The 25,228-nt window shown below is 44.1% G+C and carries 19 protein-coding genes and 1 tRNA gene; 4 read left to right on the forward strand and 16 right to left on the reverse strand.

Annotation, left to right across the window (positions count from 1 at the left end; translation table 11 throughout):
• Positions 1-13: 13 nt before the first annotated feature.
• From pth to AC57BQ_RS18335, 4 genes are all read right to left on the reverse strand, one after another.
• The gene (pth, locus tag AC57BQ_RS18320; protein WP_419701039.1) at positions 14-574 is read right to left on the reverse strand and encodes an aminoacyl-tRNA hydrolase; all 561 of its coding nucleotides are present in this window, start codon (positions 572-574) and stop codon (positions 14-16) included.
• Between the two features lie 174 nt (positions 575-748).
• Positions 749-1,333 (reverse strand): 50S ribosomal protein L25/general stress protein Ctc, encoded by a 585-nt coding sequence (locus tag AC57BQ_RS18325; protein WP_090472396.1) that lies wholly within the window; start codon positions 1,331-1,333, stop codon positions 749-751.
• Between the two features lie 138 nt (positions 1,334-1,471).
• Positions 1,472-2,416 (reverse strand): ribose-phosphate pyrophosphokinase, encoded by a 945-nt coding sequence (locus tag AC57BQ_RS18330; protein WP_496407641.1) that lies wholly within the window; start codon positions 2,414-2,416, stop codon positions 1,472-1,474.
• Between the two features lie 151 nt (positions 2,417-2,567).
• Positions 2,568-2,638, reverse strand: a tRNA-Gln gene (locus AC57BQ_RS18335).
• Positions 2,639-2,855: 217 nt separating this feature from the next.
• Between AC57BQ_RS18335 and AC57BQ_RS18340 the strand changes: the two genes are divergently transcribed.
• Positions 2,856-6,008, forward strand: coding sequence for a protein O-mannosyl-transferase family (locus AC57BQ_RS18340; protein ID WP_496407642.1), 3,153 nt, complete (start codon positions 2,856-2,858; stop codon positions 6,006-6,008).
• A 351-nt stretch (positions 6,009-6,359) separates the two neighbouring features.
• Here the strand turns inward: AC57BQ_RS18340 and AC57BQ_RS18345 are convergent, their stop codons facing one another.
• The 3 genes from AC57BQ_RS18345 to AC57BQ_RS18355 form a co-directional block, all read right to left on the reverse strand.
• Positions 6,360-7,316, reverse strand: a complete 957-nt coding sequence (locus AC57BQ_RS18345) for an acetyl-CoA carboxylase carboxyltransferase subunit alpha (protein ID WP_496407643.1) — start codon at positions 7,314-7,316, stop codon at positions 6,360-6,362.
• A 46-nt stretch (positions 7,317-7,362) separates the two neighbouring features.
• Complete coding sequence (locus AC57BQ_RS18350; RefSeq protein ID WP_496407644.1) at positions 7,363-7,869, reverse strand: hypothetical protein; 507 nt, start codon at positions 7,867-7,869, stop codon at positions 7,363-7,365.
• A gap of 199 nt (positions 7,870-8,068) precedes the next feature.
• Positions 8,069-9,829 (reverse strand): family 43 glycosylhydrolase, encoded by a 1,761-nt coding sequence (locus AC57BQ_RS18355; protein ID WP_496407645.1) that lies wholly within the window; start codon positions 9,827-9,829, stop codon positions 8,069-8,071.
• A gap of 1,005 nt (positions 9,830-10,834) precedes the next feature.
• Here AC57BQ_RS18355 and AC57BQ_RS18360 point away from each other — a divergent pair.
• Positions 10,835-12,916, forward strand: coding sequence for a beta-galactosidase (locus tag AC57BQ_RS18360; protein WP_496407646.1), 2,082 nt, complete (start codon positions 10,835-10,837; stop codon positions 12,914-12,916).
• 222 nt (positions 12,917-13,138) lie between these two features.
• Here AC57BQ_RS18360 and AC57BQ_RS18365 read toward each other — a convergent pair whose 3' ends face one another.
• Positions 13,139-14,119 carry a helix-turn-helix domain-containing protein gene (locus AC57BQ_RS18365; RefSeq protein WP_496407647.1) on the reverse strand — a complete coding sequence of 327 codons (981 nt, stop codon included), beginning with the start codon at positions 14,117-14,119 and terminating at the stop codon, positions 13,139-13,141.
• 135 nt (positions 14,120-14,254) lie between these two features.
• Here AC57BQ_RS18365 and AC57BQ_RS18370 point away from each other — a divergent pair, with 135 nt between their 5' ends.
• Together AC57BQ_RS18370 and AC57BQ_RS18375 are read left to right on the forward strand one after the other, a co-directional pair.
• Positions 14,255-14,923, forward strand: coding sequence for a head GIN domain-containing protein (locus tag AC57BQ_RS18370; protein WP_496407648.1), 669 nt, complete (start codon positions 14,255-14,257; stop codon positions 14,921-14,923).
• 15 nt (positions 14,924-14,938) lie between these two features.
• A complete protein-coding gene (locus AC57BQ_RS18375) occupies positions 14,939-15,169 on the forward strand; it encodes a hypothetical protein (RefSeq protein ID WP_496407649.1) in 231 nt (76 codons plus the stop codon).
• A 213-nt stretch (positions 15,170-15,382) separates the two neighbouring features.
• Here the strand turns inward: AC57BQ_RS18375 and AC57BQ_RS18380 are convergent, their stop codons facing one another.
• The 8 genes from AC57BQ_RS18380 to kdpF all read right to left on the reverse strand — a co-directional run bounded on the left by AC57BQ_RS18380 (position 15,383) and on the right by kdpF (position 24,871).
• Positions 15,383-16,141 (reverse strand): DUF8737 domain-containing protein, encoded by a 759-nt coding sequence (locus AC57BQ_RS18380; protein WP_496407650.1) that lies wholly within the window; start codon positions 16,139-16,141, stop codon positions 15,383-15,385.
• A gap of 123 nt (positions 16,142-16,264) precedes the next feature.
• Positions 16,265-17,977 (reverse strand): HAMP domain-containing sensor histidine kinase, encoded by a 1,713-nt coding sequence (locus AC57BQ_RS18385; RefSeq protein ID WP_496407651.1) that lies wholly within the window; start codon positions 17,975-17,977, stop codon positions 16,265-16,267.
• A 1-nt stretch (position 17,978) separates the two neighbouring features.
• Positions 17,979-19,109, reverse strand: a complete 1,131-nt coding sequence (locus AC57BQ_RS18390; RefSeq protein WP_090472405.1) for a histidine kinase — start codon at positions 19,107-19,109, stop codon at positions 17,979-17,981.
• Positions 19,110-19,280: 171 nt separating this feature from the next.
• Positions 19,281-20,321, reverse strand: coding sequence for an outer membrane beta-barrel protein (locus tag AC57BQ_RS18395; RefSeq protein ID WP_496407652.1), 1,041 nt, complete (start codon positions 20,319-20,321; stop codon positions 19,281-19,283).
• A 108-nt stretch (positions 20,322-20,429) separates the two neighbouring features.
• The gene (locus tag AC57BQ_RS18400) at positions 20,430-20,996 is read right to left on the reverse strand and encodes a K(+)-transporting ATPase subunit C (protein WP_496407653.1); all 567 of its coding nucleotides are present in this window, start codon (positions 20,994-20,996) and stop codon (positions 20,430-20,432) included.
• A 37-nt stretch (positions 20,997-21,033) separates the two neighbouring features.
• Positions 21,034-23,064: a potassium-transporting ATPase subunit KdpB gene (gene kdpB / locus AC57BQ_RS18405; RefSeq protein WP_496407654.1), complete on the reverse strand. Its 2,031-nt coding sequence runs from the start codon at positions 23,062-23,064 to the stop codon at positions 21,034-21,036.
• Between the two features lie 2 nt (positions 23,065-23,066).
• Positions 23,067-24,782, reverse strand: a complete 1,716-nt coding sequence (kdpA, locus tag AC57BQ_RS18410; protein ID WP_496407655.1) for a potassium-transporting ATPase subunit KdpA — start codon at positions 24,780-24,782, stop codon at positions 23,067-23,069.
• 11 nt (positions 24,783-24,793) lie between these two features.
• A complete protein-coding gene (kdpF, locus tag AC57BQ_RS18415; protein WP_169611101.1) occupies positions 24,794-24,871 on the reverse strand; it encodes a K(+)-transporting ATPase subunit F in 78 nt (25 codons plus the stop codon).
• Positions 24,872-25,228 lie beyond the last annotated feature (357 nt).

Below are 25,228 nucleotides of genomic sequence, written 5' to 3' on the forward strand. Positions count from 1 at the left end.
CTCGCATATTTTACTACTTATTATAGCGGGTCATGGTGAGTTCGGTACCAATGGTAGCAAAGCTTTTGATCATTTCTATCGAGCGGTCAATAAGTGCTGGAAGTTCCGGTTTTTCGTCATCATCAAAACCACTTAACACATAATCAACCTGGCGGCCTTTCGGATAATTATCACCCACCCCAAACCGGAGCCGGGCGTAGTTATTATTGCCCAAAGTTGCTTCGATGTGCTTTAACCCATTATGGCCGGCGGCGCTGCCCTTGGGTTTTAACCTCAGTGTGCCTAAAGGCAGGGCAATGTCATCCACGAGTACCAATACGTTTTCAATGGGTATTTTTAATTCCTTCATCCAATGGTTCATGGCTTTACCACTTAAATTCATGTAAGTAGTTGGTTTAATGAGGTGCAGCGTACGGCCCTTGAAAGATACTTCGCTGTAATAAGCCAGGCGCATGTGATAAAACTTTGCGCCCTCTTGTTTGGCTAATTCATCCAGTATCATAAACCCTATATTATGCCGGGTATCGGCATATTCAGGTCCTATATTTCCTAAACCAACTATCAGATATTTCATTTGGGGCAAAGATAGAAAGGAGTAAGGATATTTGGACTTCTGGATAAAAGATTTGGGGAATAAAGATAAAATCCTGCTCCTTTACCCAAAAGTCCTTTGTCAAAAAAAAGCGCCGGACATTAGTCCGGCGCTTTTTTTAGTCAGCTCTCATTCCCCCTTCAGGGGTCAGGGGGCTTATTTTTTACCTGAAGCAGCTTCCTGCTCTGCCTGACGTAATGCACGTGAAGTAGTTACAGATACGATAGTATCTTCCTGAGCATTGGTGATAGTAAGGTTTGGCAATTTAATTTCCGCAACTTTTACTGATTTACCAACTTCAAGGGCTTCAATGCTTACTTCAATAGCATCTAAATGATCTTTAGGTAATGCTTTGATGCGCAGTTTCCTTAGTTTCTGAACTAATTTACCACCCACTTTAACACCAGGAGAAGTTCCGGTTAATTTAACAGGGATCTCGATAGTGATCGGCTTTTTCTCGTCAAGCAACAAAAAGTCAACGTGGATAATTTGTTCAGTTAAAGGGTGAAACTGAATATCTTTAATAATAGCTTGTGATTTAACACCAGCAATTTCAAGATCGATGAAATGAACAACCGGAGTATAAACAACGGTTCTCAAATCAGCTGCGGACACTGCAAAGTGGGATTGTGTTGGCCCACCGTAAAGTACTGCAGGCACTAAGCCTTGGTAACGCAGTTCTTTAGCGTCTCTTTTCCCTACGTTCTCTCTTGGAGAACCGCTAATAGCAATTGATTTCATTATTTGTATTTATTTATTTGTTAAGTTCATGGTTCATAGATCATTGTTCATGGTATCTAATCCGCACAAATATTTTTATTCTATTCAAAATCCAGGTTTCCGGCGATGAACCATCAACCATGAACTATAAGCTTCCTATCAATCTACCCTAAACAACTGGCTGATAGAGCCGTGCTCGTTTACATTGCTGATAGCTTTTGCAAACAGTTCGGCGGTTGATAGTACCCTTATTTTAGGGCTCGTATATTTTAACGGTATAGTGTCTGTAACTATTAACTCTGCCAAAGCGGAATTTTCAATAGTTTCATAAGCCTTGCCAGATAATACCGGATGTGTACAAACTGCGCGTACGCTGCGTGCACCACGTTCCATAATTAAACCAGCCGCTTTAGCCAATGTACCTGCAGTATCGCATATATCATCAATCAGCACAATATCCTGATCGGTAACATCACCAATAAGGGTCATGGATTCGATCTCATTGGCGCGTTTACGACGTTTATCGCAAATTACAACCTCTGCATTAAAGAACTTCGCAAAACTACGCGCCCTATATGAACCGCCCATATCCGGCGATGCAATGGTTAAGTTTTCTAAACCCAAGCTTTTTATATAAGGCACAAAAATGATAGAAGCATCCAGGTGATCAACCGGTATATCAAAAAATCCCTGTATCTGAGCAGCGTGCAAATCCATGGTCATGATACGGTTAATACCTGCAGCTACCAGCAAATTGGCTACCAGCTTAGCGCTGATGGCCACACGTGGCTTATCTTTCCTGTCCTGACGGGCCAATCCAAAATACGGAATAACGGCACTTACATAATGTGATGAAGCACGGCGTGCGGCATCAATCATCATTAGTAATTCCATCAGATTATCGGTAGGCTGGTTGGTACTCTGGATCAGGAATACATCGCATCCTCTTACAGATTCGTTAAAATGTGGTTGAAACTCGCCGTCACTAAAGCGCGAAAGCACCACGTCACCTAATTCGCGGCCATAAGCATCAGCAATTTTTTGCGCAAGTTCTTTAGAGCCTGATCCTGCAAATAACTTAACCGGATTAAATTGTAATGGCATTTTCTTGTTTTGGATTTGGGATGTTCGATTTCGGATTTTCCTTAATCTATATCACTTTACACTTACAACCTGTATAAAAAACAATTCGGATTTCAATTTTCCATCAGACCTAAATCCGAAATTGAAAATCAGAAATCCGAAATCTTTCTTGTTGCCCGACCAGGATTCGAACCTAGACAAACGGTACCAAAAACCGTCGTACTACCATTATACTATCAGGCAATCTCCTTTGGTTTGTTTTTACTCCCCGAAAAGGAATGCAAATATAAGACGATTTTTTAACTCTCAAAACAGAATTTAAAAAAAGTATTTTTCATTGCATTTTAATGCCAAAAACAGGCTAAAAAAGTGTTAATCCAACGCTTTTGATTTTAACATCGTAATACTTTTACTAATTTCGGGCTGCATTCAACCTTTTTTTCTATCGTAAAATTCAGACATGGACTACAAAAAGATCAATAATATATTTGGCTGGGTAGCCTTTATCATTGCTTCGCTAACCTATATTTTAACCTTAGAGCCCTCCTCCAGCTTTTGGGATTGTGGCGAGTTTGTTGCCTGTATTTACCGTTTACAGGTAGCCCACCAACCTGGCGCCCCTCTGTTTACGATGATAGGCAAGGTATTTACCTTATTATCTATGGGCAATGGTACCAAGGTGGCTTACTGGGCCAATATGGCTTCGGCACTGGCCAGCGGTGCAACTATTATGTTCCTGTTTTGGACTGTTACCGCCCTGGCTAAAAAGTTACTGGTAAAAAAGGCAGAGGATATCAGCACAGCAAACCTGATCCTGATTATAGGTGCAGGCCTGGTTGGCGCACTGGCTTACGCCTGGTCTGATACATTCTGGTTTTCGGCTGTTGAGTCTGAAGTTTACGCGCAATCATCCTTATGTACAGCTGTTGTATTTTGGGCCATATTAAAATGGGACGCCAACGCCGATGAGCAGCATGCCGATAAATGGATCGTATTTATTGCCTATGTGATGGGCTTATCTATAGGTATTCACTTATTAAACCTGTTGGTAATACCGGCCATAGCACTTGTGATCTATTTCCGCAGGGCAAAAAGTATCACTTCAAAAGGTACTTTCTGGGCATTTTTTGCAGGTATTGTTGCGGTGGCCTTTGTGCTTTGGGGGGTTATTCAATATACCGTAAAAGGCGCAGCTTTTTCCGACCTGCTTTTTGTAAATACTTTAGGCATGGGTTTTGGCAGCGGCGCGGTCATGTTTTTTCTTTTACTGATAGCCACCATCGTATCGGGTATATATTATACTATTAAGCCGCAAAAACCGGCCATCATCATCGCAGCAGTATGTTTTATACTGGTATTGGGTATCAGCGCCGGAATTATAGGCGTGGTTGTTGGTTTAGCAGTATTAGCACTGCTGGAGTATGTGGTTAAGATCCGCGAGAGACGTTTTGCCTTAAATACCTTTTTAATTTGCCTGCTGTTCATCCTGTTTGGTTACAGCTCTTTCGTGATGATCGTGGTAAGGGCCAAAGCAAACCCTAACCTGAATAACAGCGATCCTGAAAACGCTTTCTCCCTTAATGGTTACCTGAACCGCGATCAATATGGTGATACACCATTGCTTTACGGACAGTTTTTTGATTCAACACCAACCGAGCAAACCGAAGGATCAACTATTTACCGTCGCGGAGAAACCAAATATGAAGTGGCTGGTAAAAAACTGACCACTGTTTATGACCGCAATACCCCCTTCCCGCGTATGTTTAGCGATAAGGCCGGTCACCCTGATTTTTACCGGGCATGGACTAAACTTGGTCAAAGCGAGCACCCTACCTTTGCTACCAACCTGGGCTTTTTTGGCACCTGGCAGGTAAATCAGATGTACACCCGTTACTTCTTATGGAACTTTGCTGGCCGAGCCAATGATCTTGACGGTCAAACCGGTGCCATTGATGGTAAAGGCGGTATCGACGGTTCATGGTTAAGCGGATGGGATTTCAGCAAGCCCCTGCCCCATGCCGTTACGGAAAGTAAAAGCTATAACCGTTTATTCTTTTTACCGCTTATCATCGGCCTGATCGGTTTATTCTTCCACTTTTGGCGCGATCAGCGAAACGCGGGCGTGGTGTTGGTACTGTTCTTTTTTACGGGTATTGCAATAGTTTTATACCTAAATCAGGATCCATTGCAGCCACGTGAGCGTGATTATGCGTATGCGGGATCGTTTTATGCCTTTGCCATCTGGATAGGTTTAGGTGTACTGGCTATCGCCGATTTTCTGTCTAAAAAGATCAACGCTAAAACAAGCGCCATTATAGCTACACTGATTTGCTTACTGGCAGCACCAGTGTTAATGGCCAACCAGGAATGGGACGATCATGACCGCTCCACCAAGCTTACACCGCATGATATGGCTTATAACTACCTGAACTCCTGCGCTCCTAACGCTATTTTATTTACCTATGGGGATAATGATACTTACCCGCTTTGGTATATACAGGAGGTTGAAAATGTGCGTCCGGATGTGCGTATTGTGAACTTGAGTTTGCTGGGTACCGACTGGTATATACGCGGCATGAAAAATAAAATGAACGAATCGGAGCCGTTGCCTATCAGCATGTCGAATGATAAGTTTAAACCAGGCGTGCGCGATGTTATTTATTTTAACGACCAAAAGGTTGCCGGTGCCACCGAACTGAAAGAGGTTTTTGATTTCATCACTTCGGATGATAAATCAACCATGGTAGAGTATAACAATGGCGACGTGGCCAACTATCTACCCACCAAAAACTTTAAATTGACTATCGACCCTAACCAGGTGGTTCAAACCGGTACCGTTCCGGCTGCGGAAAAAGATAAGATAGTGCCTGAAATGGACTGGACCTTTAGCGGCCGCTATGTTACCAAAGACGTTTTAGCGATGATAGATATCCTATCGCACAATAACTGGAAACGGCCAATCTATTTTTCGGTGACTGTACCTAATGACAACATGATTGGTCTGGATAAGTATTTATATAATGAAGGATTTGCTTATCGCTTAATGCCATTAAAGCCTGATTCGGCATCAAACGCGCTTGAAAACAGCAACACCCCGGTAATGTATCATAACATGATGACCAAATTTAAATGGGGTAATATGAAAACCGCACGTTACCTTGATCACGAGTCTATGACTATGTTTTACCCGTTGATCACCCGGCTTTATTCTAATTTGTCAGATAACCTGATGAAAGAAGGACATACCGATCTGGCCAAAAACACCCTGAAGAAATATGACGAAGTGATGCCGGGCATTATCAACTCGACCGAGGTTGCTGTGCGTAAGTTTTATATGATCGAGAGTTCGTATCGCCTGGGCGATATCGCATTGGCCAACAAACTATCAAACCAGGTTGATGACTATGTAAATAACCTGCTTACATACAACTACGCTTTGTTACAACGTAATGAAATTAGTTTGGATAATAACCGCGATGTACAATACTCCATACAGATACTAAGCGGCCTGGTAGGCTTTACAAAAGATTTTAAACAAACAGCACTAAACACCAAATTCAGCGCACAGCTGAAAGGCTTTGAAACGAAGTTTGGTATTAGCGCAAAGCGATAGAAAGAATGTTAAAAAAGCAGGCCCTGGCATAATCATATGCCGGGGCTTTCTTTTTACTAGCATTGTGGTTTTACATGGTTTACACTTTTTATGGGTTACGTTTTTTTAATTAACTGACAATCAATTAATTAATTCTATTTTATCATAAAAAAACGGTTTACAGTGTAAACCATGATTGAGTCTTTTAACCTGCCTTTATACCTCGGGATCATGAGGAAGACGATAAAGGCTGTTACCCGGAGTTTGCTGAAGGATGACAGCCTTGCGAGGTACGAAGCAATGACGCGTTAGTTATTTAGGGGGTAAACAAAAAAAGCGGCATAAGCCGCTTTTTTATGAGATCAGATTTTTTTATCCTTCGTTTACAACGCCCATGTTGCAGAACTTATCAATACGTTCGGTAACCAGTTCGTTGATGTCACGTTCGCCCAGTGTTTTCAGATCCTTAAGCAATTGCTTTTTCAGGATGGTGGCCATAGCCACAGGATCCTGATGCGCGCCGCCAAGAGGCTCTTTAATCACACCGTCGATCAGTTTATTCTTCAACATTTCTGTAGAAGTCAGTTTCAATACTTCAGCAGCACGTTCTTTATTTTCCCAGGTTTTCCAAAGGATGGTTGAGCAGTTTTCCGGAGATATCACCGAATACCAGGAATTATCCAGCATCAGTACCCTATCGCCAATACCAATACCCAATGCTCCACCGGATGCGCCTTCACCTATGATCACACAGATCACAGGTACTTTCAACACCGACATTTCTAACAGATTACGGGCAATGGCTTCACCTTGTCCGCGCTCTTCAGCTTCCAGACCAGGAAATGCTCCCGGGGTATCTATCAGGGTAACAACTGGTTTATTGAATTTTTCGGCCATTTTCATGAGCCTTAATGCTTTACGATAACCCTCTGGGTTAGCCATACCAAAGTTGCGGTATTGGCGCTCTTTGGTATTACGACCCTTCTGGTGCCCGATGAACATCACGGTTTGACCGTTCAGCGTTCCGAAGCCGCCAATGATGGCTTTGTCGTCGCCTACTGTTCTGTCGCCGTGCAATTCAATAAAATCATCGCACATTAACTCAATATATTGAAGGGTATAAGGCCTTTCGGGATGGCGGGAGATCTGCACCTTTTGCCAGCCGGAAAGGTTTGAATATATATCCTTTTTAGCAGCATCCAGCTTGGCTTCCAGCTCGGCTACGGTTGCAGACATGTCGAGCTTGTTTTTATCCTCCACCTGCTTCACCTTTTCAATTTGCTGTATCAGTTCAGCCAGTGGCTTTTCAAAATCAAAAGTAATCTTCATACTATTTATTTGGGCCGCTAAATTAAGTAAATCCAACGGTATATTATCAATTAGGGTTTTGCAAAGTTTCCAGCTTTTTAATTTGCTGTGGTGCCAGCAGGTCGCCGGTGCTTAAGCAAGCCTGCAAAATGGCGTTCCTGAGCTCGCCATAGTACAATCCGGAGCGTGTGGCATAAAATATTACATCCCCGTTGTTTAGTCGTTGTTTACGGAAAAGTTCATCTAAAGTTTGCTCGTTTTTAATAATGAACGAACCCATCTCCACCCTTTTCCGGTGCAGCTCGGTGGCAATCGCGGTAATTTTGGTTACCTGGTTCGGGCTCAATCCCAATTCTTTTTTAAACCTGATCACCTGATCGGGCATGGGAAAATGATTGATCTGGGCCGGAAGCGCCATGTTGTTATATACATCGTCGCCATTTAACAAAGCCGTATATTGTTTATCGGTAAGCGTTTTTACCGGCGATTTTTTCAGTGTGCTATCCGCCTGTTGCGCCTGAACAGTGCTACAAAAGAACAAAATGATAATAAGTGAAAGTATTGATCTTAGCATAGGGCATTTTACGAAAAAACCTCAACTATTGGGCCATCTGGTGAAAAAAAATAACTAAAAGTTAACTCAAACACTTGCGCTCGTTTGCAACGAGTGCTTACTATGGCGCGGCGATTGCATCGCCATAGCGTTTTAAACGCTAATCCAAGTTAAGCACTCGTTGCAAACGAGCGCAAGGAGTATTAATCAAAATTTAATTTCACTCCACCTTAACCACTTTAGATCGCTGCGAAATACCATTTTCATTAAACGATTCGATCTGGAAGTAATAAGGCAGGTTTTTATCCATCCCATTAAAGTAGTACTCGTTTTTACCATACACCAGCATGTTGTTGTACAGTTTATCGGGCGCTATGCCCATATAAATGGTGTAGCCTATGGCATTATCAACCGGTTTCCATTTTAACCAGGAATTGCGGCGTTCGCTGTCGCCCCGCAATACGATGAAATTTTGGACAGTATCCGGTTTTGCACCCGCTCCCCTGCCAAATACCCGGAAGCCGGATAACGCGAACTTTCCGGTAGGCATGTGCAGATTCACCATTTTAAGATAACGGGCTTTGGCCGGAGTTTTTAGCTCTACATAGTCATGCGGTACATCGGTTTTGTTTTTGCTTTTGTCGATCAGGGGCTTCCATATTTTCCCATCCAGGGAGGAATAAACCATATACTGATGAAATACACCCAGCGATTTACCCATGAAGGTAGCATCCTGATCGGCATAGTTGATCTGTATGGCATTTACCGTGCTGATCCCGCCCAGATCGGTTTTAAACCATTCGCCCTTGTTGGCCGTTTTGGCGCTCCAATAGGTTTTAATATCCTCGTCGACAGCATAGTTGGGTTCATAACCACCCAGGGTTGAGGAAACCTCTACCGGTTTATTATAGTTGAGGATCATCCAGCCGGTGAAATTACTTTTCAGGTGATCCTCGGCTCCGGCCGGTAAATAATGAGGGTAATCGCCGTAGGCAGTATTGCTATACAATACGCCATCCTGATCAAAACCTGCCGGCCAAAAACCGATGCGGCGCTCAAAGTTATTTTTTACCGAGATCCCCATGGTAGAGATATGCCAGTAGTTGCCATACTTATCCTGCCAGGTGGCCCCATGCCCTGCTCCTTTGGCGAAGCCACCGGGTTTGTACGAGAAGGGATTATGCTTTTGATAGGTAAATGGCCCCAGGGGTTTATCGCCTATAAAAACGCCGTCGGCATAGCCGCTTTGCTCGGTGCCGGGTGCGCCGAACTGCAGGTAGTACTTGCCATTATGTTTGTTCATCCAGGAGCCTTCGATAAAGGGCAGCAGGAAAACATTATCATTATGCTCGCCAAAACGCTCCCAGCCGTGTATTTCGGGGTTTAGCTTAACCAGCTCCTTTTTAGGACCGATAGGTTCAAAGGTTTTAAGGTCGATCTCCTGGCCGTAAAGGGGCAGGGTGTTACTGGAGCCATGGTAGATGTAAACCCGACCGTCATCATCGGCAAACATACCCGGGTCCCAGGCGCCTACTTTAAAATAGTCCTTGGCAGCCTTCCAGGTATCATGCGTAGGATCGGTGCTCATCCAGAGGGTAAAATCCTTATTATAGGTGGAGCCGATCACCAGCAGGGTATCACCCAGAACCAGGGTTGCCGGGGCGCAAAGCTCATCACCCTGTACCTGGTTATAGGGGCGCAGGAATTTACGATACACGAATTTCCAGTTCAGCATATCATCGCTCCACCAGTAGCCAAACTGATTGGTGCTGAACAGGTAATATTTCCCCTTGAACAGCGTCATGGTTGGGTCGGCGGTGGCGCGGTGTTTGCCCCAGGCAGCGAAGTCGGTAAAGGGGGTATAGCCGTAATCCAGGTTGAGCGGATTGCAGTAGGTCAATTTTTTATTTTGCGCCCGCACTGATAGCAGAGTGGAGCAGCAGAGCAACAGCAGTAAAATACGCGTGCAAATTTTCATCATTTATAAACTTATAAAATTCAAACGACCCAAAACTTTTTAAACCTCCTATTTTAACACTTTTCTATTCAAAAACGGGCTAAAAACATTCAAAAATTCATTCAAAATCATCGGTGTAATACCTTTTAACAAATTTCGATACAGTTTTGAGCAGTTTCAAAAACTTTAAAAAGTATTAATTTATTGACTGTCAAATAAAACACACCAAACGATCAGTTTTGAGACTATTTTACCCCTTTAACCAAACAGCCCTGCTTACAATTTTCAAAGTAAGCAGGGCTGGCCTGTGGTATACTTAAAGATACAAAAAATGTTTGGGATATGCAATGGGATCGACTCACCCGATCTTCGCTTTGCTGGATCACCCGCTCTTCGCCTGCGGCGGAAAGGGGGTTGGGGAAATCATTAAAAACCACGTCATTGCGAGGCACGAAGACAACCGACCGAAGGGAGCTCATTAATGCCCATAAAAAACAAACACAACATTAATAATCTCTAAACTGTACAGAGCCGCTTCACTTGACGAATACCCGCTCTTGGCCGCGGGAGGGCCAGGTACTTTTGTCGCCACAAAAGTACCCAAAAAGGCTTTCAGCAGAAATGCTTCTTTGCGCACATGGCCTTTACCCTGCAAATCAAGCAGAACCACGGGCTGCTAAACCTTACCTCTACTTCGTTCACTCATACCCCCCGCTTCAGGTAAGGTTCGCTATGCCCTTGCCACCGCACAGGCCAACTTATTCTGCCTGATTTCGCCCGAAGCTGTTCTGCTGACAGGGAAAAGAAAAAGTAACGTCATTGCGAGGAGGAACGACGTGGCAATCCCCGATAAGCAGATCCGCTCTGTAAGTCGGGGATTGCCACGCTACGCTCGCAATGACGCGTTAAATTAAAATGAGTTCAACTCTCACACCCTTCTTAAAAAACATTTTTTATTATTGTGTGTTAAAAACACAATTAATTTTGTACATTCATCTCCTGAAACCCTTTTCCCTAAGAAAGCTATTCATGAAGAAGAAATACCTGCTGCTTTTGCTGCTGCAATTGTGTCTTTGCGGACATACGTTTGCCCAGTACCCCAAAATGACCAAGCTCTTATACGGCGTGGCTTATTATGATGAGTACATGCCTTACGAAAGGCTGGACAAAGATGTGCAGATGATGAAGGACTGCGGCATTAACGTGGTACGCATTGCAGAATCGACCTGGAGCACGGTGGAGCCGCAGGATGGTGTTTTTGATTTTACCCATATTGACAGGGTATTGAATGCCATGCACAAAGGCGGTATCAGTGTAATTATTGGCACGCCTACTTATGCTGTACCTACCTGGATGGTAAAAAAACATCCAGAAATACTGGCTATTACCCCGTCGGGCCAAAACCAGTACGGGGCAAGGCAAAACATGGACATCAGCAATGTTGATTTTAAGTTTTACGCCAACCGGGTGATCAGGAAGATCATGGAGCATGTGAAGGATAACCCGGCTGTGATTGGTTACCAGGTGGATAACGAAACCAAATCATACGGCACATCGGGCCCAAATGTGCAGGCCTTGTTTGTAAAATACATGCAGGCCAAATACAAAACACTGGATAATATTAATAAAATATTCGGCCTGGATTACTGGAGCAACCGCATCAATAACTGGGACGATTTCCCATCGATGAACGGAACCATTAACGGCAGCCTGGCTGCTGAGTTTGCCAAATTTCAGCGGCAACTGGTTACCGATTATATGGCCTGGCAGGCGGCTATTATCAGGGAATATAAACGCCCTGACCAATTTATCACCCATAATTTTGATTTTGACTGGCGTGGTTACTCCTTTGGCATCCAAACCGAGATCGACCATTTTGCCGCGGCTAAGGCATTGGATATTGCCGGGGTTGACATTTATCATGCCAGCCAGGATAAGCTAACCGGCGCTGAAATTTCTTTCGGCGGCGATGTGGCACGTTCCATGAAGGGTGTTAAAAATTACCTGGTGATGGAAACCGAAGCACAAGGCTTTCCGCAATGGACACCTTATCCCGGGCAGCTCAGGTTACAGGCTTTTAGTCACCTGGCCTCGGGAGCCAACATGGTGGAGTACTGGCCCTGGCATTCCATCCATAACTCGGCCGAAACTTATTGGAAAGGTTTGCTGAGTCATGATTTTGAACCCAACCCGGTTTATAATGAAGCCAAAACCATTGGTAAAGATTTTGCCCGGCTAAGTCCGCAGCTTATCAACCTCAAAAAGAAAAGCGATGTAGCCATCCTGTTCAGCAACGAGGCCCTAAGCGGTTTTAAAGCTTTTGGTTTTGGATGGGGCGTACACACCGGTTATAATGATGTATTGCGGCAGTTTTACGATGGGCTTTACCACATGAACATCCCCTGTGATTTTGTCGACCCCAGCAGCTCAAGCATCGAAAATTATAAAGTACTCATCGTGCCCCTGCTGTATGCCGCGCCCGATAGTTTGCTGCAGCGTTTAAACCGTTTTGTAAAAAACGGCGGTCACATTATTTATACTTTTAAAAGTGGTTTCTCTGATGAAAATGTAAAAGTTCGCACCACGCACCAGCCTGGTATTATTGAGGAGGCCTGCGGAATTTATTACAGTCAGTTCACCGTACCCGAAAATGTATCGCTCAAAGGCGATCTGAGCCTAAGCGATGCCGATAAAAAGCTCAATACCTGGATGGAGCTGATCACTCCCACAACCGCCAAAGTGTTGGCCTATTACGATCACCCGGTTTGGGGCAAATACGCGGCCATAACCGAAAACAATTATGGAAAAGGGATAGCTACTTACATAGGCTGCCTTACCACCAACGCGGTGACCGATAAGCTCCTGGCCGACGCGGTTAAAAAAGCGGGCTTATGGAAGGAGGATCAACAGCTTTCGTTCCCTATCATCACCAAATCGGGTGTTAATCAAAAAGGGAAAACGATACACTATTACTTTAACTACTCGGATAAAGAAACCAGTTTCACTTATCCTTATCATAATGGCAAAGAGCTATTATCAGGCAATAGTGTGAGTAAAAATGCTGCTATAACGTTAATGCCCTGGGATATGAAGATCATTGAGGTTGATTAGAGGGCTGTCACCCTGAGAGACGCTATACTACTTATCAAATCAAAACTATGTCATTGCGAGCGCAGCGTGGCAATCGCGAACTATACAGGGCGGCTCTGTATGGCATGCGATTGCTTCGTCGTTCCTCCTCGCAATGACATATTTTTTTGTCCGCTCAGGGCCGTTTTCCGGAGACACTGAGTGGATGTCGAGGGGACGAAAAAACCTCTCCGCTGTTGATGATTAAATACATTTGGTTGGCGATACACCAAACTTTTTTTTGAAAGCCGTACTGAAATGCTGTACCGAACTGTAGCCCAGTTCAAAAGCAATTTCGCTTGCGGATTTTTTTCTTTCCAGCAGATCGGTTTTGGCCAGTTCCAAACGGGTATCAGCCAGGTATCCAAATACGGTATTGCCAAACGTTTCTTTAAAGCCCTTCTTTAATTTATACTCATTAATACCGGCAACTTTTGCAAGCTCTGTTAAACTGGGCGGCATATCCAGGTGTTGCACCAGGTACTCACGGGCATAAATAATGCGCTCCTTATCGTATTCTGTTTTCAAATATTTGGCTGCCCCGTTATGCAGATTATTATAGGCTTCGGCCTGCAAAACCAGTAGTTCGATACTTTTCGAAAGCAGGAACATCTTTTTCAGATCGTGCGGGTATTTACAGTTTACAACATTATTGATGGCAGTAAGCATATGGATATCCATATACAGGCTGCTGCCACTTAATGCCACGGTTTTACCCTGCAGCACTTCATCGCCAAAGCGTTTTAACACATCATTGGCGTCCTGGGTAAGTCGTAAAAAAGCATCGGTATTAAACTGTATCATAAACGTATTTACATACAGCTCATCATTTTTCAGCGTGCCCTCGCCGCTTTGCGAGTAAAAGAGATTATGCTGGTATTTACCCAGTTCAAAAGGTTTTTTAAAGTCCTTGTTGTCAATAGTAGTTTTGCCTTTCATGTTAAAATAAAGCGTTACCATATCCAGGTCGCCCTTCCATTCCATTTCTACACGGTCTTTATAATGCCAGTTGCTATAACCCATCCGTATGCCATTAAAGTACCATTGCTGCATTTTAGCATCGGCAAAAGGCAGGTTGATATGCATGGTGTTTTCAACCAGCTTATCGCTGTTAAAGTCGCTCCCCGATAATTCATTGGAATGGATGACCTGGTTATCCGCTTTATTTTTTAACTCAAATGGCATTGCTCCCGATTATATAACTATTGCTCCGTTTGATGTAAACCCTCACACGCCGTTCCTGCTCACTTTTGTAATACACTAATTAAACGCCCCGACTGGCAATTAGTTACGCAAATGAATTTTAAAAAATTAAGACAAATGATTGAAATAAAAGGAAATGGGAAAATAGTTCCCGTAGAAAAAAGTGTAAGCTCTTTTATCCGTCTGCACATAAGCATCGGCGGAACTGTGGAGCTTATACAAGCCGATGAAGAAAAAATAATTATTGAAACGGATGAAAATTTGCAGGAATACCTGGAAGTTATAAACTCGGGCAGAACCCTTTATGTGAACACCGAAGGTAAATGGCGCGTACCCCGTTTTACCAGGTTAACTATAAAAATTTATTACAGACAGCTTTATCACTTGTACAACGCCTCAGAAAACGGCACTTTAATTTGCACCAACCCGCTGAGGGCCAGCGAACCGGTTGAGGTAAAAATATACACTGATAAAAGCAGTAGTAAACTGAACATTAATGCGCCTGCAGTAAAACTGATAACCGCCTGTGTTGGCGATGTAGAAATAGAGGGTGACTGTAATATACTGGAGATCAAAGCACGGTCTGAAGGTAATTTATATGCCCGGCAAATGAAGGCAAAAAATGTGGCGCTCAAAAACTATTCGGCTGGTAACCTGGAAATCTTCGCTTCAGAAACACTTGCTATCACCAATTATGGCCAGGGTCATATTAATTACTGGGGTGATGGTGTATTGAAGGATATTAAACACAACGGCGAAGGTGGAGTAAAACATCAAAAGGACTAAAACGACGAGGTAAACATGGTACAGATATTCAAAACCAATGTGGATGATCGGCAACTGGCAGACCGGATATTGAAAAAGCTCCGGTCGCATTTGCCGGTTTACCTCTTCAATTTTGATCTGGAGGACTGCGATCGCATCCTTCGCGCAGAAAGTGTGGATATTCCTGTTGAGGTAAGCAGCATCATTAAAGTTGTAACAGGCCTGCATATAGAGATCTGTTTATTTGAGGATGATTACCCGGAATAAAACGAAAGGATGTTTCGACGGAGCAACAAATAAAACCATGTCAATAAATAAGGTCATCCTGAACTCGTTTCAGGATCTCTCGGGACAATTATCCATCGCTTTGTATAACCTTGCTGATGGGGTGCCGAAACAAGTTCGGCATGACTTCAAATTTTCACTCTGAACTTTTTTCCCACCCAGGGTCCTCTGCGAGTGACCCTGGGTTAAGCTGACTTATACGTGTTCCTCAGAACTTTTCAGCAGACCTTTTTGGACATTTTGTGAATTTTTCAGCTGATATAATTTTCTGAAAACCGCAGCATGTAAAAACAAAATGGTTGCCGGCGCAAAAGCAGGAAACCAAACAAAGGGAAACACCGCCATTTCGCGGAGGTTGCCATTCGCGCCGGTAATAACCGCGATCACCAGCAGATCAACAATGTCCATGATACCGAAGATGTTCCAGGCATAAAGCGCAATTTTCCACCCTGGCTTTTTCCTGGAAACCATCTTTGCTACCGGCCATGCCAAAATTGCGGTAATGATATCGCCCAGGCCGGCGAAAAAAGCAAATCTCGCCGGAAGCAAGTGATAGCTATAAATAATTATAAAAAATACACCAAGGAGCCGGAATACGTGTACAGCGATCAGCGATTCCAGTGTAATAGCCCGGAGCAATGTTTTAAATAAGCCGGTATTGCCAATAAAACCAAATAGGATGATCAGCAAGGGCAGGCCACCCCATACCATTGTTTTGGGCGGTAAAGAATCGACATCGAGTACCCCTTTTAAAGCCAGCACCGAAACATAAAGGAGATAAACCAGGTAAAACCCCAGAATACCGATCTGAATATTTCTTGATTTCTGCAAGCTCATGCCCGCGTTGAGCGCTGCCTGTTTTACCGGTTGGGTAATGAAAAAAATGGAATAGAGAAAACCCGGAATAAATAGCACTATAGCCCAAAGGGGCATGCCTGATATGTAATTTGCCATGGGATGTTTTTGTTTAATAAAAAACAAAGGAAAAGCAAATAGCCCGGCTTACACTTAGCAAATGGCAAGAAATACACAGCAGTTTTCGTTTACTCAGGGCCCTCTGCGAGAGGCCCTGAGTTATTAAGCTACCCTTTTCAAAGTAAAGGCAAACCTGCTGCCCGCACCCAGTTCGCTGTCAACCGCTATTTTACCAGATTGCGCTTCAATAAAATCTTTGGCAATGGCCAGCCCCAGACCCGTGCCGGTTTGATCGGCCGTGGCATTGGGGACTTTAAAATAGCGTTCAAACAAACGCGACAGGTATTGCTCTTCGATCCCTTTGCCATGATCTTGTACCGAAAATTCGATCTCGTCAGTATGGCGTTTTCTGACCACCAGTTCTACAGTTGACTTTTCGTGGCTGTATTTGATGGCATTTGATAACAGGTTGATGAGTACCCAGGTGGTTTTATCCAGATCGGCATGAACATCGGGCAGGTTTTCATCGCAGTCCACTTTAATATTCACCTGTTTCTGATCGGCTATAAATTTGATGGCCTTTACGGCGTAATCCACAATATTCCGGGGATGGGTTTTGCCAAAGTTAAGTTGCAGCTTACCGGTTTCAACCTGTGCCATATCCAGTAGTTCGCCGGTTATTTGCAGCAGGCGACGGGCATCTTCCTCAATATTTTCCAGCAGTTGCCTTTGCTCGGGATTTACATCACCAATACGTACATCCTCCAGTAACTTGAGGCTCATTTTGATAGACGATATCGGGGTTTTTAGCTCATGCGATATGGTGGCAATGAAATTGGTTTTTGCCTCATCCAACTGCTGGTATTCGGTAATATTTTTCAGAATGATCACTTTGCCTATCACCCTATCCTTACTGCTTACCGATAGCGACTCGCGTGAATAAAAACTCTCCCGGTTATCGGCAAATATTTTTAGCCTGGCCTGGTCATTCATCAGCAGGTTGCGCAGCAAGTCGTTTTCAATAGCCACATCAGGCGCATAGCGGCCGTTAAGCTGATCGGCCGACAAGCCGATCAATGAGCAGGCTACTTCATTGGCAAAAATGATGATCATTTTTTCGTCCAGACCCAAAATGGCATCGTGCATGGAGTTGATAATGGTCTCGATTCGTTTTTTCTCAAAAAGGATGCTGGCCAGGTTACTGTTCTCAAATTCATCCAGCTTGCGGGTCATGTTGTTAAAGGCTTGCCCTAGTTCGCCAAACTCGTCATCCGATTTAAAATGGATTTGCTGATGATAGTTACGGTTGGATACTTCTTTGATGCGGGCGGTAAGCTCCTTGAGCGGATTAGCTATATAACCCGGGAAATTAACTGCGAAACTAAAAGCTACCAGGAACAAAAATGCCCCGCAAAAAGCAACCAATATGGTGGCGCGGTTGGCCGTACCTTTGGCAATATCATTTTTATGAGCAATGGCGGTCATGTTTAATTGCATAAACCCGTAAACCAATTGCCTTGCCTGCGCACGCAACGCGGGTAGTTTAGCAGCATCGTTGTTTACCAGTTTGATCCTTTCAAAAACGGAGCGTAAAGAATCGGCCAGTTTACCTTCGCCGGGTTCGGTGATGTTATGCTCCTCCAGTGCCAGGTTGGTTCCAATTGTTTTTAATTGTGCCTGGCTAAGCGGCCCTCCATTGGCGTCTACTGCCGACAATATTTGCTGACCGTACTGCAATGATTTATAGTTGTCTTTTAGAATAGCACCCGCATCGGCCGACAAACGGTTGAGGAAATACACCGACAACGCGCAGCAGATGAAGGACAGTACAAACAAAAAACCTATGCCTGTACGTAGTTTATTTTTAATGGTCATGTTATGATAGTATTACAAGGTCAATATCTGTTTTAGACATTTTATTCAGCAATTGAGTAAACACCGCCGTTTTCATGATCACCTGGTAAAATTTAAACCTCGGTTTACCAATACAAATGGTAGTGATGTCGTATTTTTCGGCTGTTTCCCAAATGGCTTTAGCTATATGGTCGTTTTTTACTTTGAGTACTTCGCCGCCCAACTGTGTAGCCAGTTTCATATTGTTGATGAGATGGCGCTGCGATGCCAGGTTTATTTTATCGCTGCTCTCGCGCGAGGTTTGTACATACAGCACATACCATTTGGAACGATAGTATGACGATAGCCTGGCGGTTTTACGGATGATTATTTTCGCCGATGCATCATTGGTACTGATGCAGGCCAAAAACAATTCGGGTCGCAGCTTGATATTTTTGGGTATCTCGATATCAATTTTCCGTTCTACCTGGTGGGCCACCTCGCGCAAAGCCAGCTCCCGCAACTGCAAGATTCGCTCGGCTTGGAAAAAGTTACTGAGCGCCAGCGGTACTTTCTTTTCATCATATATCTTACCCTCCTTTAAACGGTCAATCAGCTCATCAGCAGTTAAGTCGATGTTTACTACTTCATCGGCCATTTGCAAAACCTTGTCGGGGATGCGCTCGCCGATGGTTGCCCCGGTAATGCGCTGCACCTCCTCATTCAGGCTTTCCATATGCTGGATGTTCACCGCGCTGATCACATTGATACCCGCGTTCAGGATCTGCATTACATCCTGCCAGCGTTTTTCGTTGCTACTGCCTTCAATATTGGTATGGGCCAGCTCATCAACTATCACCACTTCGGGGCGCAGGCTGATGATGGCTTTCAGATCCATCTCTTCCAGCTCTTTACCTTTATAAAATAATTTACGGCGGGGTATTACCGGCAAGCCTTCCAGCTGCGCCACGGTTTCCTTACGACCGTGAGTTTCAATATAGCCTATTTTAACATCGATGCCATTACGCAGCAGGGCCTGGGCTTCCAGCAGCATGCGGTAGGTTTTACCCACACCCGCGCTCATGCCTATGTAAACCTTAAATTTACCCCTCCTCGAACGTTTAATCAGTTCCAGGAAATGCTCAACAGACTGCTCTTTATTTTCTTCGCTCATGATGTGATGAACTATTTTTCAAATTCATTTTATCGTTATTATATAAATGTATTAAAACTAATAAAAGGAGATTCCGAAAAATCCCCTTTTATAGTATGAATGTTCGTCAACCAAACTTATAATTAACAACCAAACATTAATTATAAAAAACAATCATACATATCTTTTACCTTAAAAAGCGTAAACCGCTGCCAAAACAAATTGCGAGGCAGTTTTTGTGGGGTCGCCTGATCGGTTTGTAAATGCTTCGGCCGATCCGCCGTCAAGCCGCACTTCCGGTATTAACGATAACGGACCTGCTTTAATATTAGCGGTAAACGTTACTGCGGTCACATGCTCACCCGGTGCAGGACCAGCCAGGGTCAGGTCGCCGGTTTTGGTTTTAAAATATTCGCCCCTTAAACCCAGGGTTACATTTTTGGCCACCGCGTATTGCGGGTATAGCGCTACACCGGTAAAGCCACCGGTTATGCCATTGTTAGCTTTATAATCAGCTGCGTTCAATCCCAGTTTAAAGGCACCCGTGATCTGGTAAGCTGTGGTCAGGTCGAACTCCGTTCCCGAAGTTTTGCCGGTGATCACGTTTAAATAAGCCGTCCAGCCTTTTACGGGCACTATGGTTAACTGTGCGCCAAAGTTATTTACACTATTGGCCGATTTATAGGCATTCCATTGATCGTTAAACACACCTGCCATCAGGCTCACTTTATCAGAGAATGTATAGGCGGCCTTAAAACCGGCATTCTGAAAAGGCCCGTTGGTGAACAGGTATGAGGTAGAGTAGTTAAAATTACCTGTCGGGCTGATCACTTCGTAGCCTATAAAGGTAGCCATATAACCACCAGTTAGTACCAGTTTATCGGTTACGTCATAAGCTATATAAAGGTTTTGGATATGGAACGAATTATTATTTGCTCCGGCGTTTGGGATGGATTGTTCCTGCCCCCGCGGACCAAATGATAACTCGCCTACAAATGCCGCTTTTCCTACCTTTTTCTTCAATCCCAGATCTATCATCCCAATGGATACAGAGTTTTGATCAGTAGCGAAGCTGGTTGGTATATTGTTTTTTCGGCCAGAGAAATCGTATTTATAATAGGTATCTACCGAGCCTGATATAATTAGCGGTGGATCTGTTTTAGTACTGTCCTGGGCTTTTGCCGCCAGGCCGGTTATTAAAATAATTGCAGGTATGAATAGTAAGGATTTCATTTTTAAGGTATAATTTGGTTCTGGTTGGGTTGTGCAATGGCGGGGATGTGTTTGTTGCAGTAAACACACCCCTCCACCCCTACCAAGAGGAGAATCGCACAGTCCCGGTTATTTTTTTAGCTCTTCTAAAGCTATATTCAGTTTAAGCACATTTACTTTGCTTGGACCAAACAGGCCAAACAATGGTTTTTCGGTATGCTCATCAACCAGTTTGGTTAACTGATCGGCAGATAAACCGCGTGCTTTAGCCACACGGGCTACCTGTACCTGAGCACCAGCCGGTGAAATATCAGGATCTAAACCACTACCAGATGCGGTAACCATTTCTACAGGGATCTGCGCGCGGGTTACGCCTGGGTTATGTTTTAAGAAATCCTCAATGCGTTTTTCAACGTCTTTCAGGTAATCAGGATTTGACGGACCTTTGTTTGAACCTCCAGATCCGGCGGCATTATAATCAACCGCAGATGGGCGGCCCCAGAAATATTCGTCTTTAGTGAATTTCTGGCCTTCCAATGCGTAGCCTACTACGCGACCTTTGTAGGTTAAAGTTTCGCCATCACCGTGGCCGGGAGTTAATTTACCTACACCGGCAATAGCCAATGGATATATGCCTGCAGTTATTACGATCAAAATGAGCGTTAACTTTAATGAGGGCAACAAATATGTTTTCATCGTTTTAATTTTTAATGATCAATAATTAACCTGGTTATTATAAGAATATTCCTACTGCCAGGTCTATCAGTTTGATACCCACAAATGGTATCAGTACACCGCCCAAACCATATATCAACAGGTTGCGGCGCAACAGCGCGCTTGCACCTATCGGTTTGTATTCCACCCCTCTTAATGCCAATGGTATCAGCAATGGTATAATGATGGCGTTAAATATCACGGCTGATAATATGGCCGATTCCGGGCTGTGCAGGTCCATGATGTTCAGGGCTTTTAACGATGGTATAGATACCATGAACAGCGCAGGTACAATGGCAAAGTACTTGGCCACGTCATTAGCTATACTGAAAGTGGTTAAAGTACCGCGGGTCATCAATAACTGTTTACCTATCTCTACGATCTCGATCAGCTTGGTAGGGTCGTTATCCAGATCCACCATGTTACCGGCTTCTTTTGCAGCCTGGGTACCGCTGTTCATAGCCACACCTACGTCGGCTTGAGCCAGGGCTGGTGCATCGTTTGTACCGTCGCCCATCATGGCTACCAGTTTACCACCTTGCTGTTCTGCTTTGATATAATTCATTTTATCCTCCGGCTTGGCCTCGGCAATAAAATCATCCACACCTGCCTTTTCGGCAATAAATTTGGCGGTAAGCGGGTTGTCACCGGTCACCATTACGGTTTTAACACCCATTTTGCGCAGGCGGTCAAAACGTTCGGCAATGCCGGGTTTAATGATGTCCTGTAGCTCAATAACACCCATGATCTTTTCGTTCTGCGATACCACCAATGGGGTACCACCGTTTGAGGAGATCTTTTTCACATTATCTTCCACTTCTGTTGGGAAGGGGTTGCCAGCCTTCAAAGCTATATTGCGAATAGAATCAAACGCGCCTTTACGGATCCGTAAACCATCAGGAGTATCCAAACCGCTTGAACGGGTTTCGGCAGTAAATTTGATGAATACCGCGTCTTTAGGAGCAACCACTTTAGGCATGGTTTTATCCTCATGTGCCAGTTCAACAATTGATTTACCTTCGGGGGTTTCATCAGCCAGAGAGCTCAGCACACAGGCAGCAACAAAGTTTTCATTTGTAACTCCTGTAGCCGGGTAAAAGTTGGTGGCTTTACGGTTACCTATGGTAATGGTACCGGTTTTATCCAGCAGCAAAGTGTCCAGGTCACCGGCAGTTTCTACTGCTTTACCCGATTTGGTGATCACGTTGGCCCTTAAAGCCCTGTCCATCCCCGCGATACCGATGGCTGATAACAGACCGCCGATAGTAGTTGGAATTAAACACACGAACAGGGAGATAAAGGCAGCTATAGTTATAGGGGTATTGGCATAATCTCCAAATGGTTTCAGCGTAACACACACGATAACAAAGATCAATGTAAAACCTGCAAGCAGGATAGTTAAGGCTATCTCATTTGGTGTTTTCTGGCGCGATGCACCTTCAACCAGGGCAATCATCTTATCCAGGAAGCTTTCGCCGGGCTGGGTAGTAACCATTACCTTGATCTTATCCGACAGTACTTTGGTACCACCAGTAACGGATGATTTATCACCACCTGATTCGCGGATAACCGGGGCAGATTCACCCGTAATGGCCGACTCATCAATGGTAGCAATACCTTCAATGATCTCACCATCGGTAGGGATGTTATCACCGGTTTCGCAGATAAACACATCACCTTTTTTGAGTTGAGACGACATCACCATTTGCTCCTTGCCGTTAACCAGCAAACGGGCCGGTGTTTCTTCGCGGGTTTTGCGCAGGCTTTCGGCTTGTGCTTTACCGCGTGCCTCGGCAATGGCTTCGGCAAAATTCGCAAACAGTACGGTTAAAAATAAAACAATAAATACGGTGAAGTTATAGGCAAAACTACCCTGACCTTTATTGGCAAAAGAGTAGATGCTTACAATAAGCATCACAAACGTACCGATCTCTACAGTGAACATCACCGGGTTACGGAACAGGATGCGTGGGTTTAGTTTGATGAATGATTGCTTAAAAGCCTCTTTCATCTGGTCGCCCTGGAATAATGTATTTTGATTTGAGTTCATGATTATTTTAATGAAAAGTGTTCGGCAATTGGACCTAATGCCAGTGCAGGGAAGAATGACAGGGCAGCAATGATCATGATCACCGCGAAGATCATTATCCCGAAGGTTGTGGTATCGCTTTTTAGCGTTCCGGCTGATTCAGGGATGAATTTTTTATTGGCCAGTAAACCGGCAATAGCCAGCGGACCAATAATTGGCAGGAACCTGCCCAGGATCATCACGATACCTGTAGTAACGTTCCAGAAAATATTACCATCGCCCAAACCTTCAAAGCCCGAACCGTTGTTGGCTGCTGATGAAGTGTACTCATACAGCATTTCGGAAAAACCGTGGTTACCCGGGTTATTTAACCAGCTGGATGGCTTAACGGCCCAATCAGCACCCGGCATGTGTACTACTACATAGGATGATATGGCCAAACCTACTAAGATTATAAAAGGGTGTAGCAAGGCTATCAGTGATGCTACCTTCATTTCGCGGGCCTCTATCTTTCGCCCAAAAAACTCCGGTGTTCGTCCTACCATCAGTCCGGATATAAATACCGCGATGATGATAAAGATGTAAAAGTTAAGGATACCTACGCCGCAACCTCCATAAAAGCAGTTCACCATCATACCCAGCAACATCATATTACCAGACATAGGCATGGCGCTGTCATGCATGGAGTTTACCGAACCTGTAGATATAATGGTGGTCATTACGCTCCAGTAGGCCGAATTGGCCGGACCAAAACGTACTTCCTTACCTTCCATAGCGCCGGTTGTTTGACTTACACCCATGTGGGCAATAGCCGGGTTGCCATTCAATTCGGCATTCATGGTCGGGATTAGGAACAGGAGCATCCCTATGGTCATCACCCCAAACACTACATAAGCAAACTTCTTTTTATTGAGATAAAAACCTAAGGCAAATACCAATGCGATTGGGATCAATACCTGGGCAACCAATTCGGTTGTATTAGTTAAATAATTAGGGTTTTCAATAGGGTGGGCCGAGTTGGCACCAAACCAACCGCCACCGTTTGTACCCAAATGTTTGATGGCTACCAGGGCAGCAACCGGACCGCGTGATACGTGAACGGTATCGCCCTGCATGCTAATAAAAGTATCTTTACCGGCATAGCTGGTGGTCATGCCATTAAAGGCAAATATTACAGCAATTACAAATGATATAGGCAGTAATACGCGGGTGATGGTTTTTACAAAGTAATCCCAAAAGTTACCCAGTTTATCGGTTACTTTATCTTTCATGGCCCTGAATAACACAATCAGCGCGGCAATACCGGTAGCTGCAGATACAAAGTGCAGGAACATGAAAACAAAATGTTGCGTAAAATAAGTAGCGCCGCTTTCGCCGGAGTAATGCTGTAAGTTACAGTTCACCAAAAAGCTGATAGCGGTATTGAAAGCAGTATCAGGCGACTGACCAGGGTTAGCATCCGGATTTAAGGGCAGGTGGCCCTGTGCCATTAAACAAACAAAGGCATATATCAGCCACACGCTATTGATAGTAAGCAGGGCGAATAAATGCTGTTTCCAGTTCATTTCTTTTTTGGCGTCGATGCCGCTGAAACGGAAAATAAAACGTTCCAACGGAGCCAAAAAGTCGAGCCATGTTTTTTCGCCTTTAAAAACGCGGGCTATGTATCGGCCTAATGGTATAGCCAGCGCGAGTGTGAGCAGGTAGGTAAATACTACACCTGAAATTTCAGTGTTCATGGTTTAAATAATTAAAATTTTTCGGGTTTAAGCAGCACGTACACCATGTATATAAACACGGCAATGGCCACAATGAATAATGCGATCATGGTGATTAGATTTTTTCGAAGTAATTAACTGATTTGAAAAAGAGCCAGAAGATGGCTATGAAGGCCACCACATAAATAACAACTTGTAAAACATCCATAGTATTAAATATTTTAAGAGTCCTTTACCAAGCAAATGCCAATAAATAAAATATACAAGTAAACAACTGTAATACAGCTATTTATTTAGTTCATTTGGATTACAAAAAGCTTTTTGATCAAAACCAGCCTATCAAAATGATAGGTTTAAGTATCAAAGTGGTAGTTGAATAAGGGGTGATTGGGGTTGTTGATTGATTTTCCTGCAAATTGCATAGTCGACTCACCCCATCCACGCTTCGCTGGCCCCTCTCTCTTCGC

Source organism: Mucilaginibacter sp. BGA-UO-ETr-C110 (genome assembly GCF_059567985.1).